This window comes from Ensifer sp. GW821-FHT05G01 (assembly GCF_059419585.1).
Genome location: NZ_JBWKSC010000001.1, coordinates 792,542 through 816,417, shown reverse-complemented (window position 1 = coordinate 816,417; position 23,876 = coordinate 792,542). Strand labels below are relative to the sequence as shown.

21 protein-coding genes are annotated in these 23,876 nt (G+C 62.4%); 9 read left to right on the top strand and 12 right to left on the bottom strand.

Features of this window, described 5'->3' with window-relative positions; genetic code table 11:
- The first annotated feature begins 52 nt into the window (after positions 1–52).
- The 3 genes from groES to AC07UR_RS03955 all read left to right on the top strand — a co-directional run bounded on the left by groES (position 53) and on the right by AC07UR_RS03955 (position 3,157).
- On the top strand, positions 53–349 hold the full coding sequence (groES, locus tag AC07UR_RS03965; protein ID WP_004675403.1) for a co-chaperone GroES: 297 nt from the start codon (positions 53–55) through the stop codon (positions 347–349).
- 62 nt (positions 350–411) lie between these two features.
- Entirely contained in the window at positions 412–2,049 is a 1,638-nt protein-coding gene (gene groL, locus AC07UR_RS03960) for a chaperonin GroEL (protein ID WP_173419130.1), read from the top strand.
- 661 nt (positions 2,050–2,710) lie between these two features.
- Positions 2,711–3,157, top strand: a complete 447-nt coding sequence (locus AC07UR_RS03955; protein ID WP_173419129.1) for a hypothetical protein — start codon at positions 2,711–2,713, stop codon at positions 3,155–3,157.
- Between the two features lie 76 nt (positions 3,158–3,233).
- Here the strand turns inward: AC07UR_RS03955 and AC07UR_RS03950 are convergent, their stop codons facing one another.
- The 3 genes from AC07UR_RS03950 to AC07UR_RS03940 all read right to left on the bottom strand — a co-directional run bounded on the left by AC07UR_RS03950 (position 3,234) and on the right by AC07UR_RS03940 (position 8,276).
- Positions 3,234–6,032 carry a bifunctional diguanylate cyclase/phosphodiesterase gene (locus AC07UR_RS03950; RefSeq protein WP_209787333.1) on the bottom strand — a complete coding sequence of 933 codons (2,799 nt, stop codon included), beginning with the start codon at positions 6,030–6,032 and terminating at the stop codon, positions 3,234–3,236.
- A 218-nt stretch (positions 6,033–6,250) separates the two neighbouring features.
- Positions 6,251–7,474 (bottom strand): NAD(P)/FAD-dependent oxidoreductase, encoded by a 1,224-nt coding sequence (locus tag AC07UR_RS03945; RefSeq protein WP_209788488.1) that lies wholly within the window; start codon positions 7,472–7,474, stop codon positions 6,251–6,253.
- 94 nt (positions 7,475–7,568) lie between these two features.
- Positions 7,569–8,276 (bottom strand): glutathione binding-like protein, encoded by a 708-nt coding sequence (locus AC07UR_RS03940; RefSeq protein ID WP_209788491.1) that lies wholly within the window; start codon positions 8,274–8,276, stop codon positions 7,569–7,571.
- A gap of 176 nt (positions 8,277–8,452) precedes the next feature.
- Between AC07UR_RS03940 and AC07UR_RS03935 the strand changes: the two genes are divergently transcribed.
- Positions 8,453–9,205 (top strand): phytochelatin synthase family protein, encoded by a 753-nt coding sequence (locus AC07UR_RS03935; RefSeq protein WP_209787335.1) that lies wholly within the window; start codon positions 8,453–8,455, stop codon positions 9,203–9,205.
- Positions 9,206–9,248: 43 nt separating this feature from the next.
- On the opposite strand, the gene hisG is transcribed toward AC07UR_RS03935, so the two are convergent.
- The 4 genes from hisG to AC07UR_RS03915 all read right to left on the bottom strand — a co-directional run bounded on the left by hisG (position 9,249) and on the right by AC07UR_RS03915 (position 13,394).
- Positions 9,249–9,944: an ATP phosphoribosyltransferase gene (gene hisG / locus AC07UR_RS03930; RefSeq protein ID WP_173419125.1), complete on the bottom strand. Its 696-nt coding sequence runs from the start codon at positions 9,942–9,944 to the stop codon at positions 9,249–9,251.
- Complete coding sequence (locus tag AC07UR_RS03925) at positions 9,941–11,083, bottom strand: ATP phosphoribosyltransferase regulatory subunit (RefSeq protein WP_209787337.1); 1,143 nt, start codon at positions 11,081–11,083, stop codon at positions 9,941–9,943. The genes hisG and AC07UR_RS03925 overlap by 4 nt, the downstream gene beginning before the upstream one ends.
- A gap of 5 nt (positions 11,084–11,088) precedes the next feature.
- On the bottom strand, positions 11,089–12,603 hold the full coding sequence (hisS, locus tag AC07UR_RS03920; RefSeq protein WP_412728314.1) for a histidine--tRNA ligase: 1,515 nt from the start codon (positions 12,601–12,603) through the stop codon (positions 11,089–11,091).
- A gap of 146 nt (positions 12,604–12,749) precedes the next feature.
- Complete coding sequence (locus AC07UR_RS03915; protein ID WP_173420956.1) at positions 12,750–13,394, bottom strand: DNA-3-methyladenine glycosylase I; 645 nt, start codon at positions 13,392–13,394, stop codon at positions 12,750–12,752.
- Positions 13,395–13,643: 249 nt separating this feature from the next.
- Between AC07UR_RS03915 and AC07UR_RS03910 the strand changes: the two genes are divergently transcribed.
- Both AC07UR_RS03910 and AC07UR_RS03905 read left to right on the top strand, forming a co-directional pair.
- Positions 13,644–14,417: a L,D-transpeptidase gene (locus tag AC07UR_RS03910; RefSeq protein WP_209787341.1), complete on the top strand. Its 774-nt coding sequence runs from the start codon at positions 13,644–13,646 to the stop codon at positions 14,415–14,417.
- Between the two features lie 191 nt (positions 14,418–14,608).
- Positions 14,609–15,304: a L,D-transpeptidase gene (locus AC07UR_RS03905; protein ID WP_173419121.1), complete on the top strand. Its 696-nt coding sequence runs from the start codon at positions 14,609–14,611 to the stop codon at positions 15,302–15,304.
- 51 nt (positions 15,305–15,355) lie between these two features.
- On the opposite strand, the gene glcF is transcribed toward AC07UR_RS03905, so the two are convergent.
- The 4 genes from glcF to AC07UR_RS03885 form a co-directional block, all read right to left on the bottom strand.
- A complete protein-coding gene (glcF, locus tag AC07UR_RS03900) occupies positions 15,356–16,651 on the bottom strand; it encodes a glycolate oxidase subunit GlcF (protein WP_209787343.1) in 1,296 nt (431 codons plus the stop codon).
- 129 nt (positions 16,652–16,780) lie between these two features.
- A complete protein-coding gene (locus AC07UR_RS03895) occupies positions 16,781–17,161 on the bottom strand; it encodes a DUF4870 family protein (protein ID WP_173419119.1) in 381 nt (126 codons plus the stop codon).
- Between the two features lie 33 nt (positions 17,162–17,194).
- The gene (gene glcE / locus AC07UR_RS03890; protein WP_209787345.1) at positions 17,195–18,406 is read right to left on the bottom strand and encodes a glycolate oxidase subunit GlcE; all 1,212 of its coding nucleotides are present in this window, start codon (positions 18,404–18,406) and stop codon (positions 17,195–17,197) included.
- Positions 18,403–19,842, bottom strand: a complete 1,440-nt coding sequence (locus AC07UR_RS03885; protein WP_209787347.1) for an FAD-linked oxidase C-terminal domain-containing protein — start codon at positions 19,840–19,842, stop codon at positions 18,403–18,405. Before AC07UR_RS03885 ends, glcE begins: the two co-directional genes overlap by 4 nt.
- 106 nt (positions 19,843–19,948) lie before the next feature.
- On the opposite strand from AC07UR_RS03885, the gene AC07UR_RS03880 reads away from it, so the two are divergent.
- Positions 19,949–20,845 carry a LysR family transcriptional regulator gene (locus AC07UR_RS03880; protein WP_173419116.1) on the top strand — a complete coding sequence of 299 codons (897 nt, stop codon included), beginning with the start codon at positions 19,949–19,951 and terminating at the stop codon, positions 20,843–20,845.
- 3 nt (positions 20,846–20,848) lie between these two features.
- Here the strand turns inward: AC07UR_RS03880 and AC07UR_RS03875 are convergent, their stop codons facing one another.
- Positions 20,849–22,123, bottom strand: coding sequence for a DUF3422 family protein (locus AC07UR_RS03875; protein ID WP_209787349.1), 1,275 nt, complete (start codon positions 22,121–22,123; stop codon positions 20,849–20,851).
- A 184-nt stretch (positions 22,124–22,307) separates the two neighbouring features.
- Here AC07UR_RS03875 and AC07UR_RS03870 point away from each other — a divergent pair, with 184 nt between their 5' ends.
- Both AC07UR_RS03870 and AC07UR_RS03865 read left to right on the top strand, forming a co-directional pair.
- Positions 22,308–23,096, top strand: coding sequence for a FadR/GntR family transcriptional regulator (locus AC07UR_RS03870; protein ID WP_327795805.1), 789 nt, complete (start codon positions 22,308–22,310; stop codon positions 23,094–23,096).
- Between the two features lie 204 nt (positions 23,097–23,300).
- Positions 23,301–23,807, top strand: a complete 507-nt coding sequence (locus tag AC07UR_RS03865; protein WP_173419113.1) for an NUDIX hydrolase — start codon at positions 23,301–23,303, stop codon at positions 23,805–23,807.
- The last annotated feature ends 69 nt before the right edge of the window (positions 23,808–23,876 follow it).

Here is a 23,876-nt window from a genome sequence, read left to right as displayed (position 1 = left end):
CCATCGGGTCGATGAGCGATCCGTAATGTCATTTGATCGAGGGATTAGACTAATGGCAAGCACCAATTTCCGCCCGCTGCACGACCGCGTTGTCGTCCGCCGCGTCGAGTCTGAGGAAAAGACAAAGGGCGGCATCATCATTCCGGACACCGCAAAGGAAAAGCCGCAGGAAGGCGAAATCGTCGCTGTTGGCTCGGGCGCCCGTGACGAAAGCGGCAAGGTTGTCGCGCTCGACGTCAAGGCTGGCGACCGCGTTCTGTTCGGCAAGTGGTCGGGCACCGAAGTCAAGATCAACGGCGAAGACCTTCTCATCATGAAGGAAGCCGACATCATGGGCATCATCGGCTGATCAGCCGTCGTCCACACCTTTCCATGACAACCAATGGGCAATGAGCCCGGGAGTTTTCTCAAATGGCTGCAAAAGAAATTAAATTCGGCCGCACCGCGCGCGAAAAGATGCTGCGTGGCGTGGACATCCTCGCTGACGCCGTAAAGGTCACGCTCGGCCCGAAGGGTCGTAACGTCATCATCGACAAGTCCTTCGGCGCTCCGCGCATCACCAAGGACGGTGTATCGGTCGCCAAGGAAATCGAACTCGAAGACAAGTTCGAAAACATGGGCGCCCAGATGGTCCGCGAAGTTGCTTCGAAGACCAACGACATCGCCGGCGACGGCACCACGACTGCAACGGTTCTCGCCCAGGCGATCGTTCGCGAAGGCGCCAAGGCAGTTGCTGCCGGCATGAACCCGATGGACCTGAAGCGCGGCATCGACCTCGCTGTCGGCGAAGTCGTCAAGGATCTCCAGGCCAAGGCCAAGAAGATCAACACTTCGGAAGAAGTTGCACAGGTCGGCACGATCTCGGCCAACGGCGAGCGTCAGATTGGCCTCGACATCGCAGAAGCGATGCAGAAGGTCGGCAACGAAGGCGTCATCACGGTTGAAGAAGCCAAGACCGCCGAAACCGAACTCGAAGTCGTCGAAGGCATGCAGTTCGACCGCGGCTACCTCAGCCCCTACTTCGTCACCAACCCGGAAAAGATGGTCGCTGACCTCGACGACGTCTTCGTTCTCCTCCACGAGAAGAAGCTCTCGAACCTCCAGGCCATGCTCCCGGTTCTCGAAGCTGTCGTTCAGACCGGCAAGCCGCTCCTGATCATCGCTGAAGACGTCGAAGGCGAAGCTCTTGCAACGCTCGTCGTCAACAAGCTGCGCGGCGGCCTGAAGATTGCTGCCGTCAAGGCTCCGGGCTTCGGCGATCGCCGCAAGGCCATGCTCGAAGACATCGCCATCCTGACCGGTGGTACCGTGATCTCGGAAGACCTCGGTATCAAGCTCGAAAGCGTCACGCTCGACATGCTCGGCCGTGCGAAGAAGGTTTCGATCTCCAAGGAAAACACCACGATCGTCGATGGTGCCGGCCAGAAGAGCGACATCGAAGGCCGCGTTGCCCAGATCAAGGCTCAGATCGAAGACACCACCTCCGACTACGACCGCGAGAAGCTGCAGGAACGTCTTGCCAAGCTCGCTGGCGGCGTTGCCGTGATCCGCGTTGGCGGCTCGACGGAAGTTGAAGTGAAGGAAAAGAAGGACCGCATCGACGACGCCCTCAACGCGACGCGCGCTGCTGTTCAGGAAGGCATCGTACCGGGCGGCGGCGTTGCCCTGCTGCGTTCCTCCGTCAAGATCACTGTCAAGGGTGTGAACGACGACCAGGAAGCCGGCATCAACATCGTTCGTCGCGCTCTGCAGGCTCCGGCTCGCCAGATCGCTGAGAACGCTGGTGACGAAGCTTCGATCGTTGTCGGCAAGATCCTCGACAAGGACCAGGACAACTTCGGCTACAACGCCCAGACCGGCGAATACGGCGACATGATTGCCATGGGCATCATCGACCCGGTCAAGGTCGTTCGCACCGCCCTTCAGGACGCAGCTTCGGTTGCTGGCCTCCTCGTCACGACGGAAGCCATGATTGCCGAACTGCCGAAGAAGGACGCTCCGGCAATGCCGGGCGGCATGGGCGGCATGGGCGGCATGGACATGATGTGATAGGGCGCCAGCCCAATCGCAGCACTGTCCATAAAGTTTCGCCCATGCACTAAGAGCGGTTCAGCGCGTCAAGCGCGCTGAACGGGCGGCATGGACATGATGTGATAGGGCGAAAGCTCTGTCGCGGACCTGTTCAAGCAGATCCACGATGATCCATCCGGATCGGAAAGGGCGACCCTCGGGTCGCCCTTTCTTGTTTTGCGGGCAATCCGCGGGCCGCATCGGATGCGCACGCCTAAGCTGTCCGCACGAAAAATTACCCGGCGGCTGTAGCGGCACTAAAAAAGCGTTGAAGTCGAAAAAAAACGAACTATAACAACGCCCCAAGTGGACAGAGATTCACGAGAGACTGGATGGCGGGCCTAAAGAGAGCGAAAAATAGCTCAAACTTTTCATATTAACTGTGTGTCCAAGCTCTCTTTGAGAATATCACGCAAAGCATATAAGTATTTAATCGCAAATTAAGCCGGCCTTTCCTGCGAAATCATTTCGCTTGGCGAGCTACGTCACAGTTTGGTGACCTTTCCGTACAGAAAGACGCAAACGACTTATCGTGCGTGTTCTTCTTCCTATGGGTTGATGGTTGGCGAGGGTTGTATAGTGGGGATGTGCCCGCCTGGTCGAACAACGACAGTCGCCAGGGGCCGTGCTGGGGTAGACCGTGTTTAAGATCACGAGAACAAATTCAGTTCCCCTCGGTGTCCCGGGACAGATGCATTCCGGACTTCCGCATCAGGAATTCCTGGAGCAGTTCTGCGTGTCCGAGGGCTGGTCGGGCGATCTGTCGACGGGCCTGTTCCGGCTCGGCGAAAAGGCGTCCGCGATCCATGGTCTCAACGAGAGCGAGTGCGGGCTGCTCAACTTCGTTCGCTGCTACGACCCCGCCGACCGCAATCACGTGCTCGAGCTTTTCGAGCAGGCGGCAACCAGTTGCTCGTCGTTCTGCTTTTCCACGACGATCAGCCTCGAAACCGGCCACAAGCAGCCGGTGTTCTGTATCGGCGAATCCTCCGGCCTCGAGGAGCGCTACTCGGGCACGATCCACGGCATCTTCTTCTTTCCACGCTTCCTCGTCGAAGGCGCCGGCAAGGCTCTGCTGCGCCAGTAGGCGCGCCTCGTCATTTTCGCAAGGTTTGGCAACCGCGGGAGCGGCATCCCCGAGGGTAAGGCGCAATGGCGTCCCCTCAGGCCGCCGCGACCTTGGACTTGCCGGAAACGAGGCTTGAGATCGGCGCCGGCCGGCCGAGCAGGTAGCCTTGCGCTTCGTCACAGCCTTCCGCCTGCAGGATGTCGAGCTGCGTCTGTGTCTCGACGCCTTCGGCCAGAACAGGAACGGAGAGGCTCTGTCCGAGCGCGAGGATGGCACGGACAATTGCCTTTGCCTGCGGGCTTGCCTCGACTTCCCACATGAAGCTCTTGTCGAGCTTGATCTTGTCAAACGGGAAGGCCCTCAGCGTCTCGAGCGACGAATAGCCTGTGCCGAAGTCATCGATCGCGATCGTGACACCCAGTTCCTTGATCTGGCGCAGGGTGAGCAGCGCACGCTCCTTGTCGTCGATGATCGTCGACTCGGTGATCTCAAGTTCGAGCCGCTTCGGGTCGAGGCCGGTCTCGGAAAGAACCGCTTCCACCAGGCTGACAATGTCGCCGTTGGCGAGCTGGACCGGTGAGAGATTGACGGCGATCTTGTGGGCACTTTGCCATCCTGCCGCTTCTCGGCAGGCCTCGCGCAGAACCCACTCGCCGATCGGCAGGATCGCGCCGCACTCTTCTGCAAGCGGAATGAACTCGTTCGGTGGCACCATGCCGCGCTCCGGATGGTTCCAGCGCAGCAGCACTTCATAACCGATGACGTCGCCTGACATCACCGACTTCTGCACCTGATAATGCAGTGCCAGCTGCCTCTTCTCGATCGCATCCCACAGATCGTTGGCAAGGCTGCGCCTTTGGCGCGCCGCCTCATCCATCGACACCTCGTAGAAGCAGACGGTCTGGTTGAGCGCCGCCTTGGCGCGGTACATCGCAAGGTCGGCATTGTTGATCAGCGTTTCCGCCGTCTCGGCGTCCTGCGGATAGATGGCGACACCCATGCTACCACCGGACTTCAACTCGAAATCGCCGAAGCGCATTTCCTCATGCAGGCTCTTTTCGATGCGACGGACGAAGTCGTTGAGCTCCGACAGCTCCTCGAAGCGCTTGACGGCAGCAAACTCGTCGCCGCCGAAGCGCGCCACGAATTCGCCCTCCTGGAGCAGCGACTTCATTCGCTGTGCGATCGTGACAAGCACAAAGTCGCCGGCGGCATGGCCGTGCAGGTCGTTCACTTCCTTGAACTTGTTGAGGTCGAGGCCGATGACGGCGACCTTGCGTGAGAACCAGGCAGCCGCGCCGAGTTCTTCTTCGAGGTAGCTGCTGAACTGCAAGCGGTTCGGAAGGCCAGTCAGGCTGTCGTGGCGGGCAAGGAACGAAATCTGTTCCTCGCTGTCGAGGCGCTCGGTGATGTCCTCGTAGGTGCTGACCCAGCCGCCATCGGAAAGGGTGCGGTGCTTGGTCAGGATCGAGCGTCCATTGGGCAGCTTTTCGACGATGTCGCCACCGCCCTTGCCGACCATATCGACGCGATGCTTCTGATAGAGTTCGTCGGACTTGGCCCGCGCGATTGCCGGATCGGAGTATGTCCGGGCAAAGACCTCATCCAGAATCTGATGGAACGTCAGTCCCTTTCCGGCGAGCGTTTCAGTGAAGCCGAAGATCTCGCGGCAGCGCCGATTGGACAGCAACAGACGGTCGCCGCTGTCGAAGAGGCAGATGCCCTGCGACATGTTCTCGAGCGCGATGTCGAGGTTCTTGCTCACTTCGGCGATGTGATCCGCATCGGCCCTCTGCTTGGTGATGTCCTTGACGATCTTGATGAAACCCGCATGGGTCCCATCGTCGTGCAGGAACGGGTCGAGCACCACATGCGCCCAGAACCGGGTGCCGTCCTTGCGGTAGCGCCAGCCTTCGCACTCGAACTTGCCGTTGGCGCAGGCTTCGTCGAGTGCCCGCTGCGGCAGCCCTACCCGCTGGTCTTCAGGCGAATAGAAACATGCGAAATTCAGGCCGATGATTTCGTCGGCAGTATAGCCCTTGTTGGCTTCGGCTCCGGCATTCCAGCTCGCAACGTTGCCTTTCACGTCGAGCATGTAGATGGCGTAATCCTTGACGCTGCGCACGAAACGGGCGAATTCGCGTTCGGAAGCGGCGGCCGAAAGCTCGGCATGGTGTGCGAAGCCGGCGGCAAGCAAAACCGTCGTCAGCAGGAAGAAGGCGGTTCCGGCGATGACGAAGGCCAGAAAATGCGGCTGTATCATGCCTTGGGGTGGCGCCAGCAGAAAATCGGCCTCGATCGTCACGGCGCCCATGGCGGTAAAGTGCAAGGCGACGATGCCGAGCGTCATGAACAGCGTCGCCAGAACCTTGGCCTTCAGCGGTCGACCGACGAACGCGATGGTCCGCAGTGCGCCGATATCGAACAGCGAGCCGGCCACGATCGAGGCAACAACCAGCGTCCAGTCCCAGCGGATGCGACCGGGAACATCGAGTGCTGCCATGCCGAGGAAATGCATGCAGGCCACACCGAAGCCGAGAACGATGCCGCCGACGATCCAGGAGACAGCCCCCTGCGCATAGGTGGCGATCAGAAGCGCCATCGTCGTCAGAACGACCGCGACGGCCAGCGACAGGGCCGTCAGATCGATCTGATAGCCGAGCACGACGCCCGGATCATAGGCAAGCATCGCGATGAAGTGGGTTGCCCAGATGCCGAAGCCGCTGGCTATGCCGGCAGCTACCGCCCAGATCGCCCTCGCCTTGCCTGCAGATGCACGCCCTCGCTGCAGCAAGGTCACGGCACCGTAGCTTGAGAGGAAGCAGATCAGGGCAGCGAGCACGACCAGCTTGAGATCATGCTCGACCACGAGGCATGTGAGAACCTTGAACATCGCCAAACGCCTAAATGAAACTTCTGGTCCGAAAGTGGTTTCCCACTTCCGGTTCATCGCTTCTGTTGGCGTCCTGCCATTTAAGGAATGGTGAAAGTCAGCACGCAACCGCCGTTTGGAAACTGGACGATGCTTTCGTCCTTAACGAAGGTTGAAACGCCACCGCCTTGTAGTTGAGCATCTCAAACCGGCTCAATGAGACCGTGACGGTCGTGCGGCTAGGCCTGTGCCAAAAGCGCCTTCAGATCCGACTGCGGATCGGCAATGACGGCCCTGTCCGGATGGATGCCCGTTTCCAGCAGCTTCTTGCCGGTGACATAGGCCTTGGCATCGTTGATGGCGTCGACGGCGATGAGCTTTCCCTCGCGGAAATACCAGACCGATACGCTGCCTTCGCGCTGGCCGGGGCGAACGATGGTTTCGTCGTGACCGAGGCCAAAACCGGCAATCTGTAGTTTCACGTCATACTGGTCGGACCAGAACCACGGTTTTGGCGCATAGGGCTCCGTCCCGCCGGCAATTACGGCGGCAACAGCCTCGGCCTGATCCACGGCATTCTGCACCGATTCCAGGCGGATACGCGTGTTGTCCCAGGGCTGAACGGCGCAATCGCCCATTGCGAAAATCGCCGGGTCGGCGGTCCGCCCATGGCTGTCGACAACGATGCCGCCAGCGGTTTCGAGGCCGGCGCCATGCGCAAGGTGATCGTTGGCGGTGACGCCGATGCCGACGATGACGAGATCGACCGGCAGCACCGAGCCATCGGACAATTCGACGCTGGTCACGCGGCCATTTTCGCCGATCAGCCGGTTCAGGCCCGTTGCCTCGCGGATGTCGACACCGCGCGACCGATGAATTTCGCGCACGATGCCCGACGTCGCGGCGGACGCAACGCGTTGCAGGATGCGGTCGGCCATCTCGATGACCGTCACCTCGAGCCCGAGCGTACGCGCGACCGCGGCAGCCTCGAGGCCAATGTAGCCGCCGCCAACGACGAGCGCCCGCTTGCCGGGCTTCATCTCTTCGGCCAGGAGATCGGCATCCCTGAAATCGCGGACTGTGAAAACACCGTCCAGGTCGCCGCCGACCGACGCCGGCAAACGGCGTGGGGTGGCGCCGGTTGCAAATGCCAGGGTCTCGTAGTCGAGCGACGTTCCGTCGCTCAGTGTCACGCGGCGGGCGACGCGGTCGAGTTCCGTTACAGTGGTCGATAGCCTGACGTCGACATTGTGCTCGCCGTACCAGGCCTCAGGCCGATAGAGCAGCCGGTCGAGGCTCATCTCGCGAAGCAGGAATTTCTTGGACAACGGTGGACGCTGATAGGGCAGACTAGCCTCGGACGCGACGATGGTGATCGGCCTTTCGTCCTTCAACGCCCGCAGTTTGGCGACCAACGCAAAGGCGGCCTGACCACCACCGATTACAACAAGCCTTCCGGTCACGCTCTCACCCGTCATTTATCCGTCCGTACAACAAGGCGTAGCCTTTCCGCCCGAGCCTCGTCAACTCGTACGAACGGCCATGCCCACCGATCGCTCAACCCTTGGCGGGGATTTCCATGCCCTTTTGCGCCGCAGGACGCGCCAGACCACGCTCGACCCAGGCCATCACGTTGGGGAAACTCCTGTAATCGAGTTCGTCGGCGCCACCATAAAACCGGCGCGCGCCCTCCACCCAGGGATAGGTGGCGATATCGGCGATGGTATACTCCTCACCCATCAGCCATTGCCGTCCCTGAAGCCTGCCCTCCAGAACGCTCAGCAGCCGCTTCGATTCATCGCGGTAGCGCTCGACCGGATAAGAATTGTTGGCGACCTTGTCGGCAGCGAATTTGAAGAAGTGGCCGAACTGCCCGAGCATCGGGCCGACGCCGCCCATCTGGAACATCACCCAGCAGATCGTCTCATAGCGAGCGGCCGCATCCGAAGGCAGAAGTTTCCCTGTCTTTTCCGCAAGATAGAGAAGGATGGCTCCGGACTCGAAGAGGCCGATCGGCTTACCGCCAGGGCCGTTCGGGTCGATGATCGCCGGAATGCGTCCGTTCGGATTGAGCGACAGGAATTCGACCGATTTCTGGTCGTTGGTGTCGAAGGAAATCCGATGCGGCTCATAGGGCAATCCCAGTTCTTCGAGCACAATCGAGATTTTCACGCCGTTCGGCGTCGGCAAGGAATAAAGCTGGACGATACCAGGGTTCTTCGCGGGCCAACGCTTGGTGATCGGAAAGGCGGAAAGATCGGCCATCAAATGCTCCTCGAAACGAACGGCGCAGGCAGCGCCCGCCGCTTGCGCCGCGTAGATAAGGTCATTCATGCGCATTTGTCAGCCGGTGAGGCAAAATTTACTGCGCTGCGTTAATCGCCTCGTCCGGACGAGGACGATACGGCCCGCGCTCGCGGGCGGCGATCAACGAGGAAAACATGCTAGAAAAGTCCACCCGCTGGCTTGCCCTTATCAGCCTGATGGCGCTTGCCCAACCGCTTCACGCCGAGGAGACGAACAAGCCGAAGTTCGGCCCCATGGCCGTGCCGGTTACCGTCGACAACGGCCATCTGCGGATGTCGGCGGCCCCCGACTATTGGGCGATGGCATCCTTCTACGTGCCGCAGCAGACATCGAGTGCTTGTTCGCTCGCCTCGCTCGCAATGCTGACGAACGCGTTGCGCGGTCTGCCCGGCGGGTCGCAAGACAATCTGGTCACTCAGGAGGGATTGCTGGAAGCCGTCGACAGCCGCAAATGGCGTGAGCAGACGAAGGAGGACGGTGACGGCGTTCTTTTCTCAGAGCTTGTCGCGCAGACGGATGCAAGCCTCAGGTCATTCGACATCAAGGCGACGGTTTCCGCCAACCATGTCGGTCCCGATGCGAACGCCACACTCGACGCCTTCCGCAAGGCACTTGCCGAAAACGAAAAGTCGGCCAACGACATGATCGTCGTCTACTTCAACCAGGGCGTGGTCACCGGCGACTGGGATGGCCCGCATGTCTCGCCGATTGGCGCCTACGATGCGACGCACGACCGCGTGCTGGTTATGGACATCGATCGCGAGTGGTACGTGCCCTACTGGACGGCGACCGAAACCCTGTTCAAGGCCATGCAGCGCCCGGCGCCCGCCGACCAGGGCGTGCTCGCCGGCGAGACCGGCGGCTGGGTGCACGTCTCCAAAGGCTGATAGCTGCCGCCCGGAAGCATACCGGCGCGGCGCGTTTCAGAGTTCAAAGCGCGTCGCGCACGGCCGAAAGAATGCGGCCGACGACCGGGTCACTATCATGCGCCGGCTTGCGGGCACGCACCAGGCAGGCTTCCGACCGGAGGATGACGCCGTCGGTCAGGATCTTCAGGTGGTTGGCAACGAGGGTCGAGCCGGTCGAGGTGATGTCGACGATGATATCGGCCGAGCCGGACGCCGGCGCGCCCTCGGTCGCGCCGAGGCTTTCGACGATCCGGTAGAGCTGGATGCCGTGACTGCCGGAGAAATGGTTTTGCGTCAGCCGCCAGTATTTGGTGGCGATCGCCAGGCGCCGGCCATGGCGGGCGCGGAAGTCGGCGGCGACGTCGCCGAGATCGGCCATGGTGTCGACGTCGTACCAGATCTCCGGAACGGCGACGACGACGTCGGCATGGCCGAAGCCGAGGCGGGCGCAGAATTCGACGCGGGCGTCGGCATTGGCAAGGCCCTCACGCACAAGGTCCTCTCCCGTAACGCCGAAATCGATCGAGCCGTTGCCGAGTTCGCGCGAGATCTCGGAGGCGGACAGGAAGGCGATCTCGACATCATCCCAGCCTTCGACGCGACCGCGATAGGAGCGGTCGTTGCCAACGGCGACGATCTTCATGCCGGCGCGCTCGAAGATCGCCGAGGCGTCGTCCTTCATCCGCCCCTTGGACGGTAGAGCGATGGTGATGGTCATGCGGCACCTCCGCTGGCAGCGATTGCCGCTTCGATCCGGTCGAGCCAGAGCGAGAAGCCGACGGCGGGGATATGCTCCTGCGCGCCCAACAGGGTCAGAAGCCGGTCGAAGCGCCCGCCACCGGCAAGCACGGCCTGTGTGCCCTCGACTTCGACTTCGAAGACGAGACCTGTGTAATAATCGAGCGGGCGGCCAAAGGCGGCGCGATAGCGAATGACGGAGACGTCGGCACCGACAGCGGCAAGCGCTGCCACCCGGGCGTCGAAACGCGAGAGTGCGCCGTCGAGCGTCAGGCCGGTCTTCTCGGCAAAGCGGAAAAGGGCGGCCGGCGCTTCTGCGAGCGGCATGTCGAGCGCCAGGAATTCACGCACGAGGTCCAGCGTTTCCGGATCGAGCCTTGTATTGGCCAGCTCCATCTTTTCCTTGAGCCGGCGGGCAATGTCCTGCGGAGAGCGGCTGGCATTGGTCGAATAGCCGGTTGCCTCCATGGTTTCGCCGATATGGGCGACAAGCCGCGCCTCGTCATCGAGCATGCCATTGATCGCGAGTCGCTCGACTTCGGGCCCGAAGACGCCAGCGGCTTTAGGATCGGCAAGCTCGGCCAGCAGCTTTTGCAGATGTTTCTGATCGCCGAAGGCGTGAATCAACCGCTTCTGCCAACCGCCGGGAAGGCCGCAGGCACCAACGACCGCTTCGAACACCGCCTGGTCGCCGAGCGTTACCGTCAGGCTGCGGCCGGGAAGCCGATTGGCAACCACCCGCATGGCATTGCCGACCGCACGCGCGTCGGAAGCGGCGATATCGGTATCGCCGAGATCCTCGATGCCGGCCTGATAGAATTCATTGCCGCCTTCGCGGCGCTGGCGGAACACTTCGCCAAGATAGGCATAGCGCTTGGGCGTGCCCGTCGCCGTTTCGATGTGGCGAAGGCAGACGGGAATGGTGAATTCCGGCCGCAGGCAGAGGCTCTCGCCGGTCTCGCTCTCGGTCATGAAGATGCGGCGACGAAGATCCTCGCCGGCCATGGCGAGAAATGGTTCGGCCGGCTGGATCACCGGCGTGTCGACCCGGAGCGTGCCGAGACGTTCGAAGTCGGCAAGCAGGTCAGCGGAGAAAGCGGGAAGGTTGATCAGAGGCATCGCCGTCAGCCAGCCCTTGCCCGATCCTCGGCCTGTGCCGCGAGCATCTCACGCACCTTTTCAACGAGATCGCCTGTTGGCACCGAGACCTGCGCCACCCGCGCCTCGCGCCAGGCCGCATTGTCCTCGATTTCGCCCGAGAGGCGCTTGCCCTCGATCAGGTCCTTGATCTGTACCAGACCAGCAGCGCGCTCGTCGCCGCCCTGGATTATCGCCAGCGGCGCACCGCGACGGTCGGCGTATTTCAGCTGGTCGCCGAAATTCTTCTTGTTGCCCTGGTACATCTCGGCGCGAATGCCGGCATGGCGAAGCTGCTGCACGAAGCGCTGGTAGTGGCCCATGCTGTCGATGTCACGATCCATGACGCATACGACAACCGGAGCGACAACCTCGGCCGAACCGAGCTTGCCGAGGTTCTTGAGCGCGGTCATCAGGCGCGAGACGCCGATCGAGAACCCTGTGGCCGGAACCGGCTGGCCCATGAAGCGCGAGACGAGACCGTCGTAGCGACCGCCGCCGCCGACCGAACCGAAGACGACCTTTTCGCCCTTCTCGTTGGTGACGGCAAACTGTAGCTCGGCCTCGAAAACCGGGCCGGTGTAATATTCGAGGCCGCGAACGACCGAAGGGTCAATCTTGATGCGGTCGGCCTCATAGCCGGCGCTGACAACCAGGCTGCGGATGGTGTTGAGTTCCTGGACACCCTCGCCGCCCTTGGCGGTGCCTGACACGAGTGCTGCGAGGTCGTCGGCGCTTTCGGCATAGTTCTGGATGCCGACAAAGAACAGGACCTTGTCGATCTGCTCGCTGCTCAGTCCTGCACCCTTGGTGAAGTCGCCGCTTTCGTCCTTGCGGCCCTCGCCGAGCAGCAGGCGCACACCTTCGGGGCCGAACTTGTCGAGCTTGTCGATGGCGCGCAGCACCGTCAGGCGATCATTAGCCTTGTCGTCGCCGCCAAGCCCGATCGCCTCCATGACGCCGTCGAGAACCTTGCGGTTGTTGACGCGGATCACGTAGTCGCCGCGCTTGATGCCGAGCGCTTCCATGGTATCGGCCATCATCATGCACATTTCGGCGTCCGCCTGGACGCCGGCGGCACCGACCGTGTCGGCATCGAACTGCATGAACTGACGGAACCGGCCCGGGCCTGGCTTCTCGTTGCGGAAAACATAGCCGGCACGATAGGTGCGGAAGGGCAGCTGGATCTCGTTGAAGTTCTCGGCAACGTGGCGCGCAAGCGGCGCCGTCAGGTCGTAGCGCAGCGACATCCACTGGTCGTCGTCGTCCGTCAGCGAGAACACGCCCTCGTTCGGGCGATCGCTGTCGGGCAGGAACTTGCCCAGCGCGTCCGTGTATTCGAACAGCGGCGTTTCGACCGGATCGAAACCGTACCGCTCGTAGACTTCGCGGATCTTGACGATCATCTCGTCGGTGGCGCGAATATCGTTGGCCGAACGATCGACGAAGCCGCGCGGCAGGCGCGCCTTGAGCTTCTGCGGTTTCTTTTGTTTCTCGGTCATGGGGAGCATTCCGGGCTGTCAGCGGGTTTGGAGCTTTCCCTACCGGATCGAGGCATGGGCGGCAAGGGTTTGCGCGGCGCAAAGCGCCTTCTTGCCTGCGCCTTCGACCCTGCTCGCCTATCTTTGCGAGCCGCGACCAAGAATACTCAAGCCAGTTGCGGCACCGGCCGCGAGAGGCCCTGCCTCAGGCCCTCGACCACGCCACGGCAATGGCAGCCTTCGATGTGATCATTGACGAGGCCCATGGCCTGCATGAAGGCATAGATCGTCGTCGGGCCGACAAAGGTCCAGCCGCGCTTCTTCAGATCCTTGGAGATGCGCGTCGAGGTCGGTGTCGTCGGGTTGGCGGCGATCACCTCGTAGCTGACAAATGCGGGCCGCTCGTCGACACCCGGTTCGTGCGACCAGAAATAGGCGGCAAGCGAGCCGAATTCGGCTTTGAGCGCCTGGGCACGCCGGGCGTTGTTGATGGTCGAAACGATCTTGCCGCGATGGCGCACGATGCCGGTATCGCCAAGGCAGCGCTCGATGTCGGCGTCGCCGAAGGTCGCGACCTCATCGAAGTCGAAGCCGGCGAAGGCGGCGCGGAACGCTTCGCGCTTCCTGAGGATCGTCAGCCAGGAGAGGCCGGATTGAAAGCCTTCGAGGCAGATCTTCTCGAACAGGCGTCGGTCGTCCGTCACCGGCCGTCCCCACTCCTCGTCGTGATAACGTCTGTAGTCGTCGAGATTGCTCTGCCAGGCGCAGCGCCCAAGGCCGTCTTCGCCGATCATTATGCCCTTGGTCGTCATCATCCGCCCCGTTTCATCCTGTTCCTGCCCATTTACCATTCACAAACCAGATTCCTAAAGCGACGGATAACCCTACCCAAAGCTTTATCGGCGCTTCGCCCCTTTGACAGGCTGCCGTTTACCATTCCGTGGCGCCGCGATGACACGATCGCCGCATTGCCAAGGCGCATGCCGACCGTCCAGGAGACCCGTTCTCCGGCTGGCCGCGCCATTTTGATACGTTTCGGCGAAAGGTAGCGAGTCCGTCCGATGTTAAAAAAATCCCTTCTTGTAGCCGCATCCATGCTCACCCTCGTCGCGGGCCAGGTGGAAGCCCAGGACCGGTACCAAAACCGGCCGCCGGTGATCGTCAGCCCCGACCTGACTGCCCCGTGGGTCATGCAGCTCGGCGGCCAGCCACAGCAGGCGCGCCGGGTCCTCTACCGCCAGCAGATTCCGGCAACCACCCGAAAACAGTTTTATCAGGGCCAGACGGTGCAGCCGCAGGCAAAGCGCCGCGTCGGCGCGCCGCTGGTCCAGCCGGTCAACGCCACCCGCGCCGCCCAGCGCCCCGTCAAGTCGAAATTCGATCCGCAGTACCTGCCGCAGACTGTCGCCTATGACGGCAAGGAAAAGGCCGGCACGATCGTCATCGATACCAACAATCGCTTCCTCTATCTCGTCACCGGCAACGGCCAGGCGCGCCGTTACGGTGTCGGCGTCGGCAAGCCGGGCTTCGAATGGGCCGGCGCCCACAAGGTCACGCGCAAGGCGGAATGGCCGAGCTGGACGCCGCCGAAGGAAATGATTTCGCGCGAAGCGGCCAAAGGTCACTACCTGCCGGCACGCATGGACGGCGGCCCGGAAAATCCGCTTGGCGCCCGCGCCATGTATCTCGGCTCGACGCTCTACCGCATCCACGGCACCAATGCGCCCTGGACGATCGGTTACGCCGTTTCGTCAGGTTGCATCCGCATGCGCAACGAGGATGTGGTCGATCTCTATGAACGGGTGAATGTCGGCACGAAGGTTATCGTCATATAATTGACACCGACCATAGAATATTCCCCCCGCTCCGCACGTCTTGCTGTTGTCTGTTCGTGATCTTCAGGCAACAGGCGAGGCCCAAGATACAAAATCCGTGATCACGTTTGATCTATCGGTTGTGTCCCGGACTTGCACTTCGGGTCGTTTTGCATAGCCTTGATGTAACGAGGGCTCAGAGGGAATCATATATGAAACGTCATGCCAGCAATTTGGTCGCGATCGTCATCGCGACCAGCACTATTCTTGCCGCCGCCAATGCCCAGGCTTTCACGCCAGCGCCGACATCCTCAAGCACTCCCAAGAGCAGCGATGTCGTTCTTGTCGCGGCACAGAAAAAGCCGCCGAAACAGTTCTGGCGCACCAAGGTTCGCTTCAGCACCGACGAAGCTCCGGGCACGATCATTGTCGATACCAACAACAAGTTTCTCTACTACATCGACGGGCCGAACCGCGCGACCCGCTACGGCATCGGCGTCGGCCGGGAAGGCTTCGGCTGGTCGGGCGTGGTGAAAGTGGGTCGCAAGGCGGAATGGCCGACCTGGACGCCGCCAAAGGAAATGCGTGTACGCGAAGCGGCCAAGGGCCGCATCCTGCCGGTCACCCAGGAGGGCGGCATCGACAACCCGCTCGGCGCGCGCGCCATGTATCTCTACAAGGGCGGCCGCGACACGATCTTCCGCATCCATGGCACCAACCAGCCGTGGACGATCGGCCAGAACATGTCTTCCGGCTGCATCCGCATGATGAACGACGACGTCGAGCACCTCTATGAGCGCGCCGACGTCGGCACCAAGGTCATCGTCATCGGGCCTGGCAGCAAGACCGGCGATACCTACTTCAACGACCGCGGCGTCGACATCTTCCGCCAGATCTTCGGCGGCTGATCCGCTTGCCTGAGACACGAATGCCGGCGCATGGCGCCGGCATTTTTCGTTTTACAATCCGGCTGGCTTGGCGCCGGCATAGGCCCAGTCGAGCAGTTCCACCGTGTGGACGATCGGGATGGACGTACCGGTGGCGATTTGGGTGATGCAGCCGATGTTGCCGGTGGCGATCACATCGGGCTTGGTCGCCGTAAGGTTTTTCACCTTGCGGGCTTTCAGCTTTTCAGAGATCTCCGGCTGCAGGATGTTGTAGGTGCCGGCCGAGCCGCAACAGAGATGGCCTTCGGCCGGATCGCGCACGACGAATCCCGCCTGCTTCAACAGTTGCTTCGGTGCCATGGTGATCTTCTGGCCGTGCTGCATCGAACAGGCGGAATGATAGGTGACCGTCATGCCGCGCGGGTCTTGCGCCGGCAGGTCGAGCGTCGCCAGATATTCGGTGATGTCCTTCGCCATGGCCGAGACCCGTGCCGCCTTTTCCGCATAGGCGGGGTCGAGGCGCAGCATGTGGCCGTAGTCCTTGATCGTCGTGCCGCAGCCGGAGGCGGTGATGATGATCGCATCGAGACCACCCTCCTCCGCCACACTCAGCCAGGCATCGACATTGCGCCGGGCGGCAGCGAGCGCCTGGCCTTCCCGCCCCATGTGATGCACCAGCGCACCGCAACAGCCCTCCCCGGGAGAGACGACCACCTCGATGCCGAGACGGGTGAGGAGGCGGATGGTTGCCTCGTTGATCTCCGGCTTCAATACCGGCTGGGCGCAACCGTTCAAAAGCGCGACGCGGCCGACGCGCTTGCCGCTGGGGGCATGCGTGCCCGGTACCGCAGTTATCGAAGGCTCCGGCACCGCCTTCGGCGCCAGATCGAGCATCACGCCAAAGGTCTTGAGCGCCGCCACTCGTTTTAGGACACTGGCAAAGGGCCTTCCAAGAGCCGCCGCCTTCAATGCGAAGCGAAAGCGCGAGGGGTAAGGCAGAACCTGCGCCAGAACCGCGCGGGCCAGCCTGTCCTTCAACGGCCGCTTGTAGGTCTTTTCAATGTGAACGCGGGCGTGATCGACCAGATGCATGTAGTCGACACCCGACGGGCACGTTGTCGTGCAGGCAAGACAGGACAGACAGCGATCGATATGGGTCACGGTCTCGGTGTCGGCGGCCCGGCCGTTTTCCAGCATGTCCTTGATGAGGTAGATGCGACCGCGCGGGCTGTCGAGCTCGTCGCCGAGCGTCACATAGGTGGGACAGGTGGCGGTGCAAAAACCGCAATGTACGCACTTGCGCAGGATGGCCTCGGATTCGGCCACATGCGGATCGGCAAGCTGCGCGGGCGTAAAATTGGTCTGCAAACGCTTACTCCAATGTCGGGGCCCTGCCCCTGATGCGCATCGCGATCCCCCGGAGATCGTTTGCGGCTTCAAGCTCTTGTATTCGCGTGCCGTTCTCGCAAGGCGGCACTGGTTCCGCGCGGCGCGCGATTAGACCATCCAGCTTTCGGGATTGCTGATCGGCTCTTCGCGGGCGGCGCGTTGCAGCCCGACAACACAGCGCACGACGATCCACACGGCGGTGGCGATAAACCCCAGGAACCCGATCAGCAAGACCATCAACAGAGCCGAGATGACGCTGAACAGCACTGCGATCCAGAACGTCCGGATCGCCCAGGTATAATGCGTCTGGACCCAGGGCGCCCCCTTGCCGCGATTGAGATAGGCGATGACCACACCGATGATGGCCGTGATCCCGACGGCAAAAGCTACGAGGTAGAGCACATAGATGACCTGGACGTTGATCTTTCCGGGCTCCAGCCAGCGATCGGTCTCTCTGGGAAGCGGAGCCTGCGGACCATTGTCACTCATCGATACCTCCCTGTCTGCTCATGTGTCGGTTTTTCAGGAGACGGCCTGCATCCGGCCGGGATTGAAGATCCGCTGCGGGTCGAATTTCTCTCGCACGCGTTCGCTCAAGAGCGCGACGGGCGCCGGCTGCGGCTCGAACGATGGGATGGCCGCGCGGAAACCGTCGTTCGCGCGAACGAGGGTCGCATGGCCGCCGCCGAGTGCCTTGATGTAACGGCGCACCAGCGCCGCCTCGGGATCGGCTTCCATGCGCAACCACACAAGTCCGCCCTGCCAGTCGTAGAAGGCATCGACCCCGGTTTGCAGCCGCAAGGCGGCCACCAGCTGATGGCCTGCCGAGGGCGCCACCGAGACGCGCCAGAGGGGTCGGTCCGTACCGTCGGCATAGGGTTTCACATCACGGATCTCCGACCAGAGCACCGCCGTCCGTTCCCCGTCGAGCCGCGTGACCGCGCCAAACCTTTCGAGCGCCTTTGCCAGTTTTTCGGCGCGGATCGAGACAGACGCCGGCAAACCCTCGAGCCGAAGCACGGTCGCGGCGCCATCCGGCAGGCCACCGCCGATGAACCGGCCGCGCACGCTTTCGGCCAGATGCGCAGCCCCCGAAACCTCGACCGTCTGCGCCATGGCTTCCGCCATCACGGCCGCAGCCTCCGCATCGTTCAAGCCGGAGACCACGACGGTCTCTGAGGTCGGCGGCTTCGGCAGCACGCGAAATGTCACCTCGGTCAGAATGCCGAGCGTGCCGTGCGAGCCGGCCAGCAGCTTGACCAGGTCGAGGCCGGTGACGTTCTTCATCACCCGGCCGCCAGCCTTGATCGCATCGCCGCTGCCATTGACGAAGCGCACGCCGAGCAGGCTGTCGCGGGCGGCGCCGGCGATAATCCGCCGCGGCCCGGAGACATTTGCCGCAAAGACCCCGCCGATCGTCGGCTCGCCGGTCGTTGCAAAGACCGGGCGATGGTCCATCGGCTCGAAGGACAGCATCTGCCGGTTTTCGGCGAGTGCCGCCTCAATCTCGGAGAGTGGTGTGCCGGCAAGCGCGCTGACGGTCATTTCTGCCGGATTGTAACTGACGATGCCGGAGAGGCGACGGGTGGACAGCACCCGATCGGCACGCACGGGATTGCCGAGACCGGATCGCGTACCGCCGCCGATGACGGCAAGCGACGCCCTTTCAGCGGCCATCGCCCGAACGACTGTCGCGATCCCCTCTTCGCTCGCGGGTTCGAAATGCACGATCATGCGGCGGGGCGCCCTTCGAGCGGAAAGACCTTGGATGGGTTCAGGATCCATTGCGGATCGAAGGCGGCGCGCGCCGCCATCTGCTGGTCGAGATCGGTCTGGGTGAACTGATGCAGCATGAGATCGCGCTTCTCGATACCGACGCCATGTTCGCCAGTAAGGCACCCGCCGGCGTCAACGCAGAGCTTGAGGATATCGTTGCCCGCACTTTCGGCGCGCGCCGCATCCTCGGGGTCGTTGATGTTGTAGAGGATCAGCGGGTGCATGTTGCCGTCGCCGGCATGAAAGACATTGGCGACGCGCAGGCCATAGGAGGCGACAATCTCGCCGGTGCGGCGCAGAACGTGGGAGAGCTGGCTGAGCGGCACCGTGCCGTCCATGCAGATGTAATCGGCGATGCGTCCGGTCGCGCCGAATGCCGACTTGCGCCCCTTCCAGATCAGCGCCGCCTCGAGCGCCGACTGGCTTTCCTTGATGGTGGTGACGCCATGGCGACGGGCAACCTCGATGATGCTGACAAGCATCGCATCCATCTCGGCTTCTGAGCCCTCCACCTCGACGATCAGTAGCGCCTCGACATCCAGGGGATAGCCGGCATGGGCAAAGGCTTCGCAGATCTCGATCGCCGGCTTGTCCATGAACTCGATGGCGACCGGAACGATGCCCGAACCGATGACGTCGGCGACGCAGGCGCCGGCCGCTTCCGACGAGGCAAATCCGAACAGCACCGGGCGGGCGCCTTCGGGCTTGGCGATCAGCCGCACGGTTGCTTCTGTCACGATGCCGAGTTGCCCCTCCGAACCGCAGATGAGACCGAGCAGATCGTAGCCCGCGGCATCGAGCGCCTTGCCGCCGATGTCGACGATCGTGCCATCAAACAGCACCATCTTGACGCCCAGGAGATTGTTGGTGGTGACGCCGTATTTCAGGCAATGGGCGCCGCCGGAATTCATGCCGATATTGCCGCCGATGGTGCAGGCGAGCTGCGAACTCGGATCGGGCGCGTAGAAGAAGCCGTCGGCGGAAACGGCTTCGGAAATGTTGAGATTGGTGACGCCCGCCTGCACCGTCGCGGTGCGGTTGAAGAAGTCGACGTCGAGGATCCGCGACATCTTCGACAGCCCGATCACGACAGCGTCTTCCTGCGGGATGGCGCCGCCGGAAAGCGACGTGCCCGCACCGCGCGGCACGACGGGAATGTTGTAGCGGCTGCAATATTTGAGCACTGCTGCGACCTGTTCGGTCGTCTCGGGCAAGGCGACAAGAAGTGGCATGCGGCGATAGGCGATGAAGGCATCGGTCTCGAACGGCTTCAACCCGCGCTCGTCGCTGATGAGACAGCCTGCCGGCAGCAGGTCAGCCAGATCGGCGGCGATCTCGCGACGCCGGGCAATGACGGCAGGTCTTGGCTGCAGAAAGCCGATCGTTTCCGCCATCAAATCCTCCGCCCGGATGTCAATTGGTTCATTTTCTTTACCACTAGGACTGCGCCCTCGCAAATGCTATTGAGTTTTTCCATTTCGGAAACAATGGCAACGATTGATGACGAATTTAGGCGATCTTGAGATTTTTGCACGCGTCGTTTCCACAGGCAGCATGTCGGCGGCCGGACGGACGCTCGGCTTTTCGCCGGCGGTCATCTCCAAACGCATCAAGCGGCTGGAAGATCGGCTGGGCACGCGGCTCCTGCAGCGCACCACCCGGCAGATCTCGCTGACCGAGGCGGGACAGGGCTTCTACGACCGGGTGCTTGGTATCCTGACGGGCATCGAGGAGGCGGAAGCCTATGCCTCGGGGCGTTCTTCGCAGGCACAGGGCGTGCTTCGCATTTCGGCGCCCACATCCTTCGGACGCATGCATATCGCGCCACATCTGACCGGCTTCATGAAGGACCATCTGGACCTCAAGCTGCATATCGTGCTGACCGACGACTTCACCGATATCGTCGCCGACGGCTTCGACATGGCGGTGCGCATCGGCGAACTGACCGATTCGAGCCTGGTGGCGCGCAAGCTCGCGCCGGTCCGCCGGCTGCTCTGCGCCTCGCCCGATTACATTGCCCGCAACGGCGCGCCGACCGAGATCGGCGAACTCGCCCGACATTTCTGCCTGCCCGCCCACAACAACGACAACTGGAAGCTCGAAGGCCCCGAAGGCTCGCTGGTCTGGCATCCCGAAGGACCGCTTGTGACCAACTCGTCGGAGATCGTACGCGCGGCGGTGATCGCCGGTGCCGGCATCGCGCTACGCTCGACCTGGGATATCGGCCCGGAGCTGCGCAGCGGCCAGTTGGTGCAGGTGCTGCCGCAATGGGAAGGTTCGAAGAACCTGACGCTGTCGGCGGTTTACCCGAGCCGGCAGTTCCTGCCGGCCAAGGTGCGCCTGTTCATCGATTATCTCGCCACGCTCTACGGGCCCGTTCCCTACTGGGAGCAGTAGGCGCTACTTGTGCTCACCGTCGCCGTGATGGTGGCGGATACGGCGAACGATGAGCCAGACGCCAGCCACCGCGAAGGGCACCGCAAGACCGGTCAAAAGGCCGGGATCGATCGGCAGCTCGTGGCTGACGGCCTTGGCGAGATAGCCGAACAGCCCGACGACATAATAGGAAATGGCGGCGACCGACAGGCCCTCGACGGTCTGCTGCAGCCGCAGCTGCAACTTTGCCCGACGATCCATCGAGTTCAAGAGCGCGCTGTTCTGCCGTTCCAGTTCGACATCGACCCAGCTGCGCAAAAGGGCTGTGGCGCGGGCGAGCTTGCGCGACAGGTTCGCCTGGCGCTCTTCGACCGACTGGCAGGTGCGCATGGCCGGCGCCAGCCGGCGTTCTAGAAAGGTGCCGATGGTCTCGTAACCGGGAACGGCCGTCTCGGCCAACGTCCGGATGCGTTCCTGGACGATGCCGTAATAGGCACGGCTTGCGCCAAAGCGATAGAGGCTGAGGGCCGCCCCTGCTTCCAGATCGGCTGCAAGCCTCGTGATCTCCGCGAGCATGTCGTCCGCCTCTTCGCGGACGTTCTCCTTCATGCACTGGGTGATCGCCGTCAGGCCGTCTTCGGTGCGGCGGATTTCCGGTGACAGCGACTGCGCCAGCGGCAGGCCGACCATCGCCAGCGTGCGATAGGTTTCGATATCGAGCAGACGCTGGATCAGCGCGCCGGTGCCGGCCTCGGTCATGCCGCGGTCGATCACCAGGATCTGTGTCAGGCCGTCGCCGTTCTGGCGAAAATCGGTGACGAGGATCGCCTGGCCGTTTTTCGTCTCGCTGTAACAGAGGCTGGTCGGGTCGAAGGCCTTGATCGCTTCGCGGGTCTCCGGCGAATCCGCGCGGATCTCGAGGCGAATGCCCGAGATGAGCGAACCGGGGGGCGAAAAGCCATCGCCGAACGGGTGGATCGCCACCTCGCCGCCAAACCGGTCCGGCGCCGGGCCGTCCCAGAAATAGGTGGAAAATTCCGTATGCCGCTCCCAGCGCAGCGTTCCCTGCCCCCAGGCCATGGCGTGGTGGTTGGCATCGCGTCCGGGCGGGGCGATACCGCGCGAACGCGACAGTTCCGACAGAACCGCATGATCGACGATCGAGCCGCCCTCGGTCATAAAGGCGAGCTGAAAGATCACGCGCGGCGTCGCCACCAGGGCATAAGGCCGCGAATGGACCTCGCCCAGTGCCTGCGCTCGCATCGGCGCAACCGGAAATGCAAAACTTCCCTTAGCCATGAAGCGCTTTGTCCCCCTCACGCGTTCATCATCACTTTCTTATCAACCGAATGAGCAAAAGCAAAAGGACGCATTGCCGCAGTTTGACTTTTGTCAGACGCAGCGAGTGAGGGCCGCGAAGTGGACAAGGAAATTGACCAGTTGACTGCCGATGCCTAGATTGCGGCGCATGGGAGACCCAAGCGTGACCGAAGACCAGATCGACCTCTATGCCCGCATCAGCCACAGCCGCACTGCGGACGAGGTGGTCCAGCAGATCGAGCTTCTCATCCTCGAAGGCATCCTGCGCGACGGCGACCGGCTGCCAGGCGAACGGGAACTGTCGAAGCGCTTCGACGTATCGCGGCCGATTCTGCGCGAAGCATTGAAGGAACTGGAGACGCGTGGACTGGTCGAGAGCCGCCACGGCGGCGGCACCTTCATTGCCGATGTCGTCGGCGAAGTCTTTTCCAAGCCGCTGATCGAGCTGATCGGCCGCCACCACAAGGCGACGCAGGACTATCTGGAATATCGCCGCGAACTGGAAGGCCTGACTGCGGAACTGGCAGCGACCCGCGCCACGGATTTCGATCGCGACATCCTCACGCGCATCATCGAGCGCATGCGAACCGCCCATCGCGATGGCGATTTCAACGACGAACTGGCCTCAGACGTCGAGCTGCATCAGGCAATTGGCGAAAGCGCCCACAACATCATCCTGATGCACACGCTGCGCGCCTGCTATCGGCTGTTGACGCAGGGGATCTTCTTTCACCGCAATTCGGTCTTCGATGCACCCGGCGCGCGCGACCGGCTGCTTTCGCAGCACGAAGCGATCTACGACGCGATCATGGCAGGCGACCCGAAAGCCGCCAAGGCCGCCGCCCAAAGCCATATCGATTTCGTCGCCGCTTCCACCCGCGAGGCGGAGCGCACCGGCGAATGGGCACGCATTGCAAGGCTGCGGCTGCAGCAACGCGACCAGGCGAGCTGAAGCCTGGCCAGCGCCCGGTTGCCACCCTGCTGGCAAGGCCGGCGCGGAAGCACCATGTTCTGTCGCATAGGGACCACAGTTTGCAGCGATGCTGGCCGCATATCCGCCAGCCGATGCGGCGCGACATTTACACGCAACGCTGCGCTGGCATACTGGCCGGTAAACCCAGGGAACACTGATTCGCTAAGAGGAGAGCAAACGACCTTGAACTTCCTGAACCGGCTCGCATCCGATGTGCAGCTTATGCTGCGTCGACCGGCGCGCATGCAATATGCGGCGCTCTGTTACCGGGTTCGCAAGAAGTCCAAGGCGCTCGAGATTCTGCTGATCACCAGCCGCGACACCGGCCGCTGGGTCATTCCCAAGGGCTGGCCGATGCGAGGCAAGCGCGCCCATGAAGTGGCCGAACGTGAAGCCTACGAAGAGGCTGGCGTGAAGGGTCGGGTGCAGAAGGCTGCAGCCGGCCACTACCTCTACAAGAAGCGCATGGATCACGGCCTGAAGATCTCGGTCAAGGTCCAGGTGCATGCCCTGGAGGTCGACGACCTCTGCAAGCACTTCCCCGAGGAAGGCACGCGGAAACTGGAATGGGTCGCCTACCAGGAAGCCGCGAGCCGCGTCGCCGAGCCGACGCTGAAGGATCTCATCCTGGCCTTTGGCAGCCGAATGGCGACGCCGCCCTCGCCCGCCCCGAAGGTCGTCAGCGGCTAGCCCCAGCGGGCGATCTTGCCGCTGCCTTTTGCACAGCTTTGCAGACCAACATCAATTCCGCTTGAATGC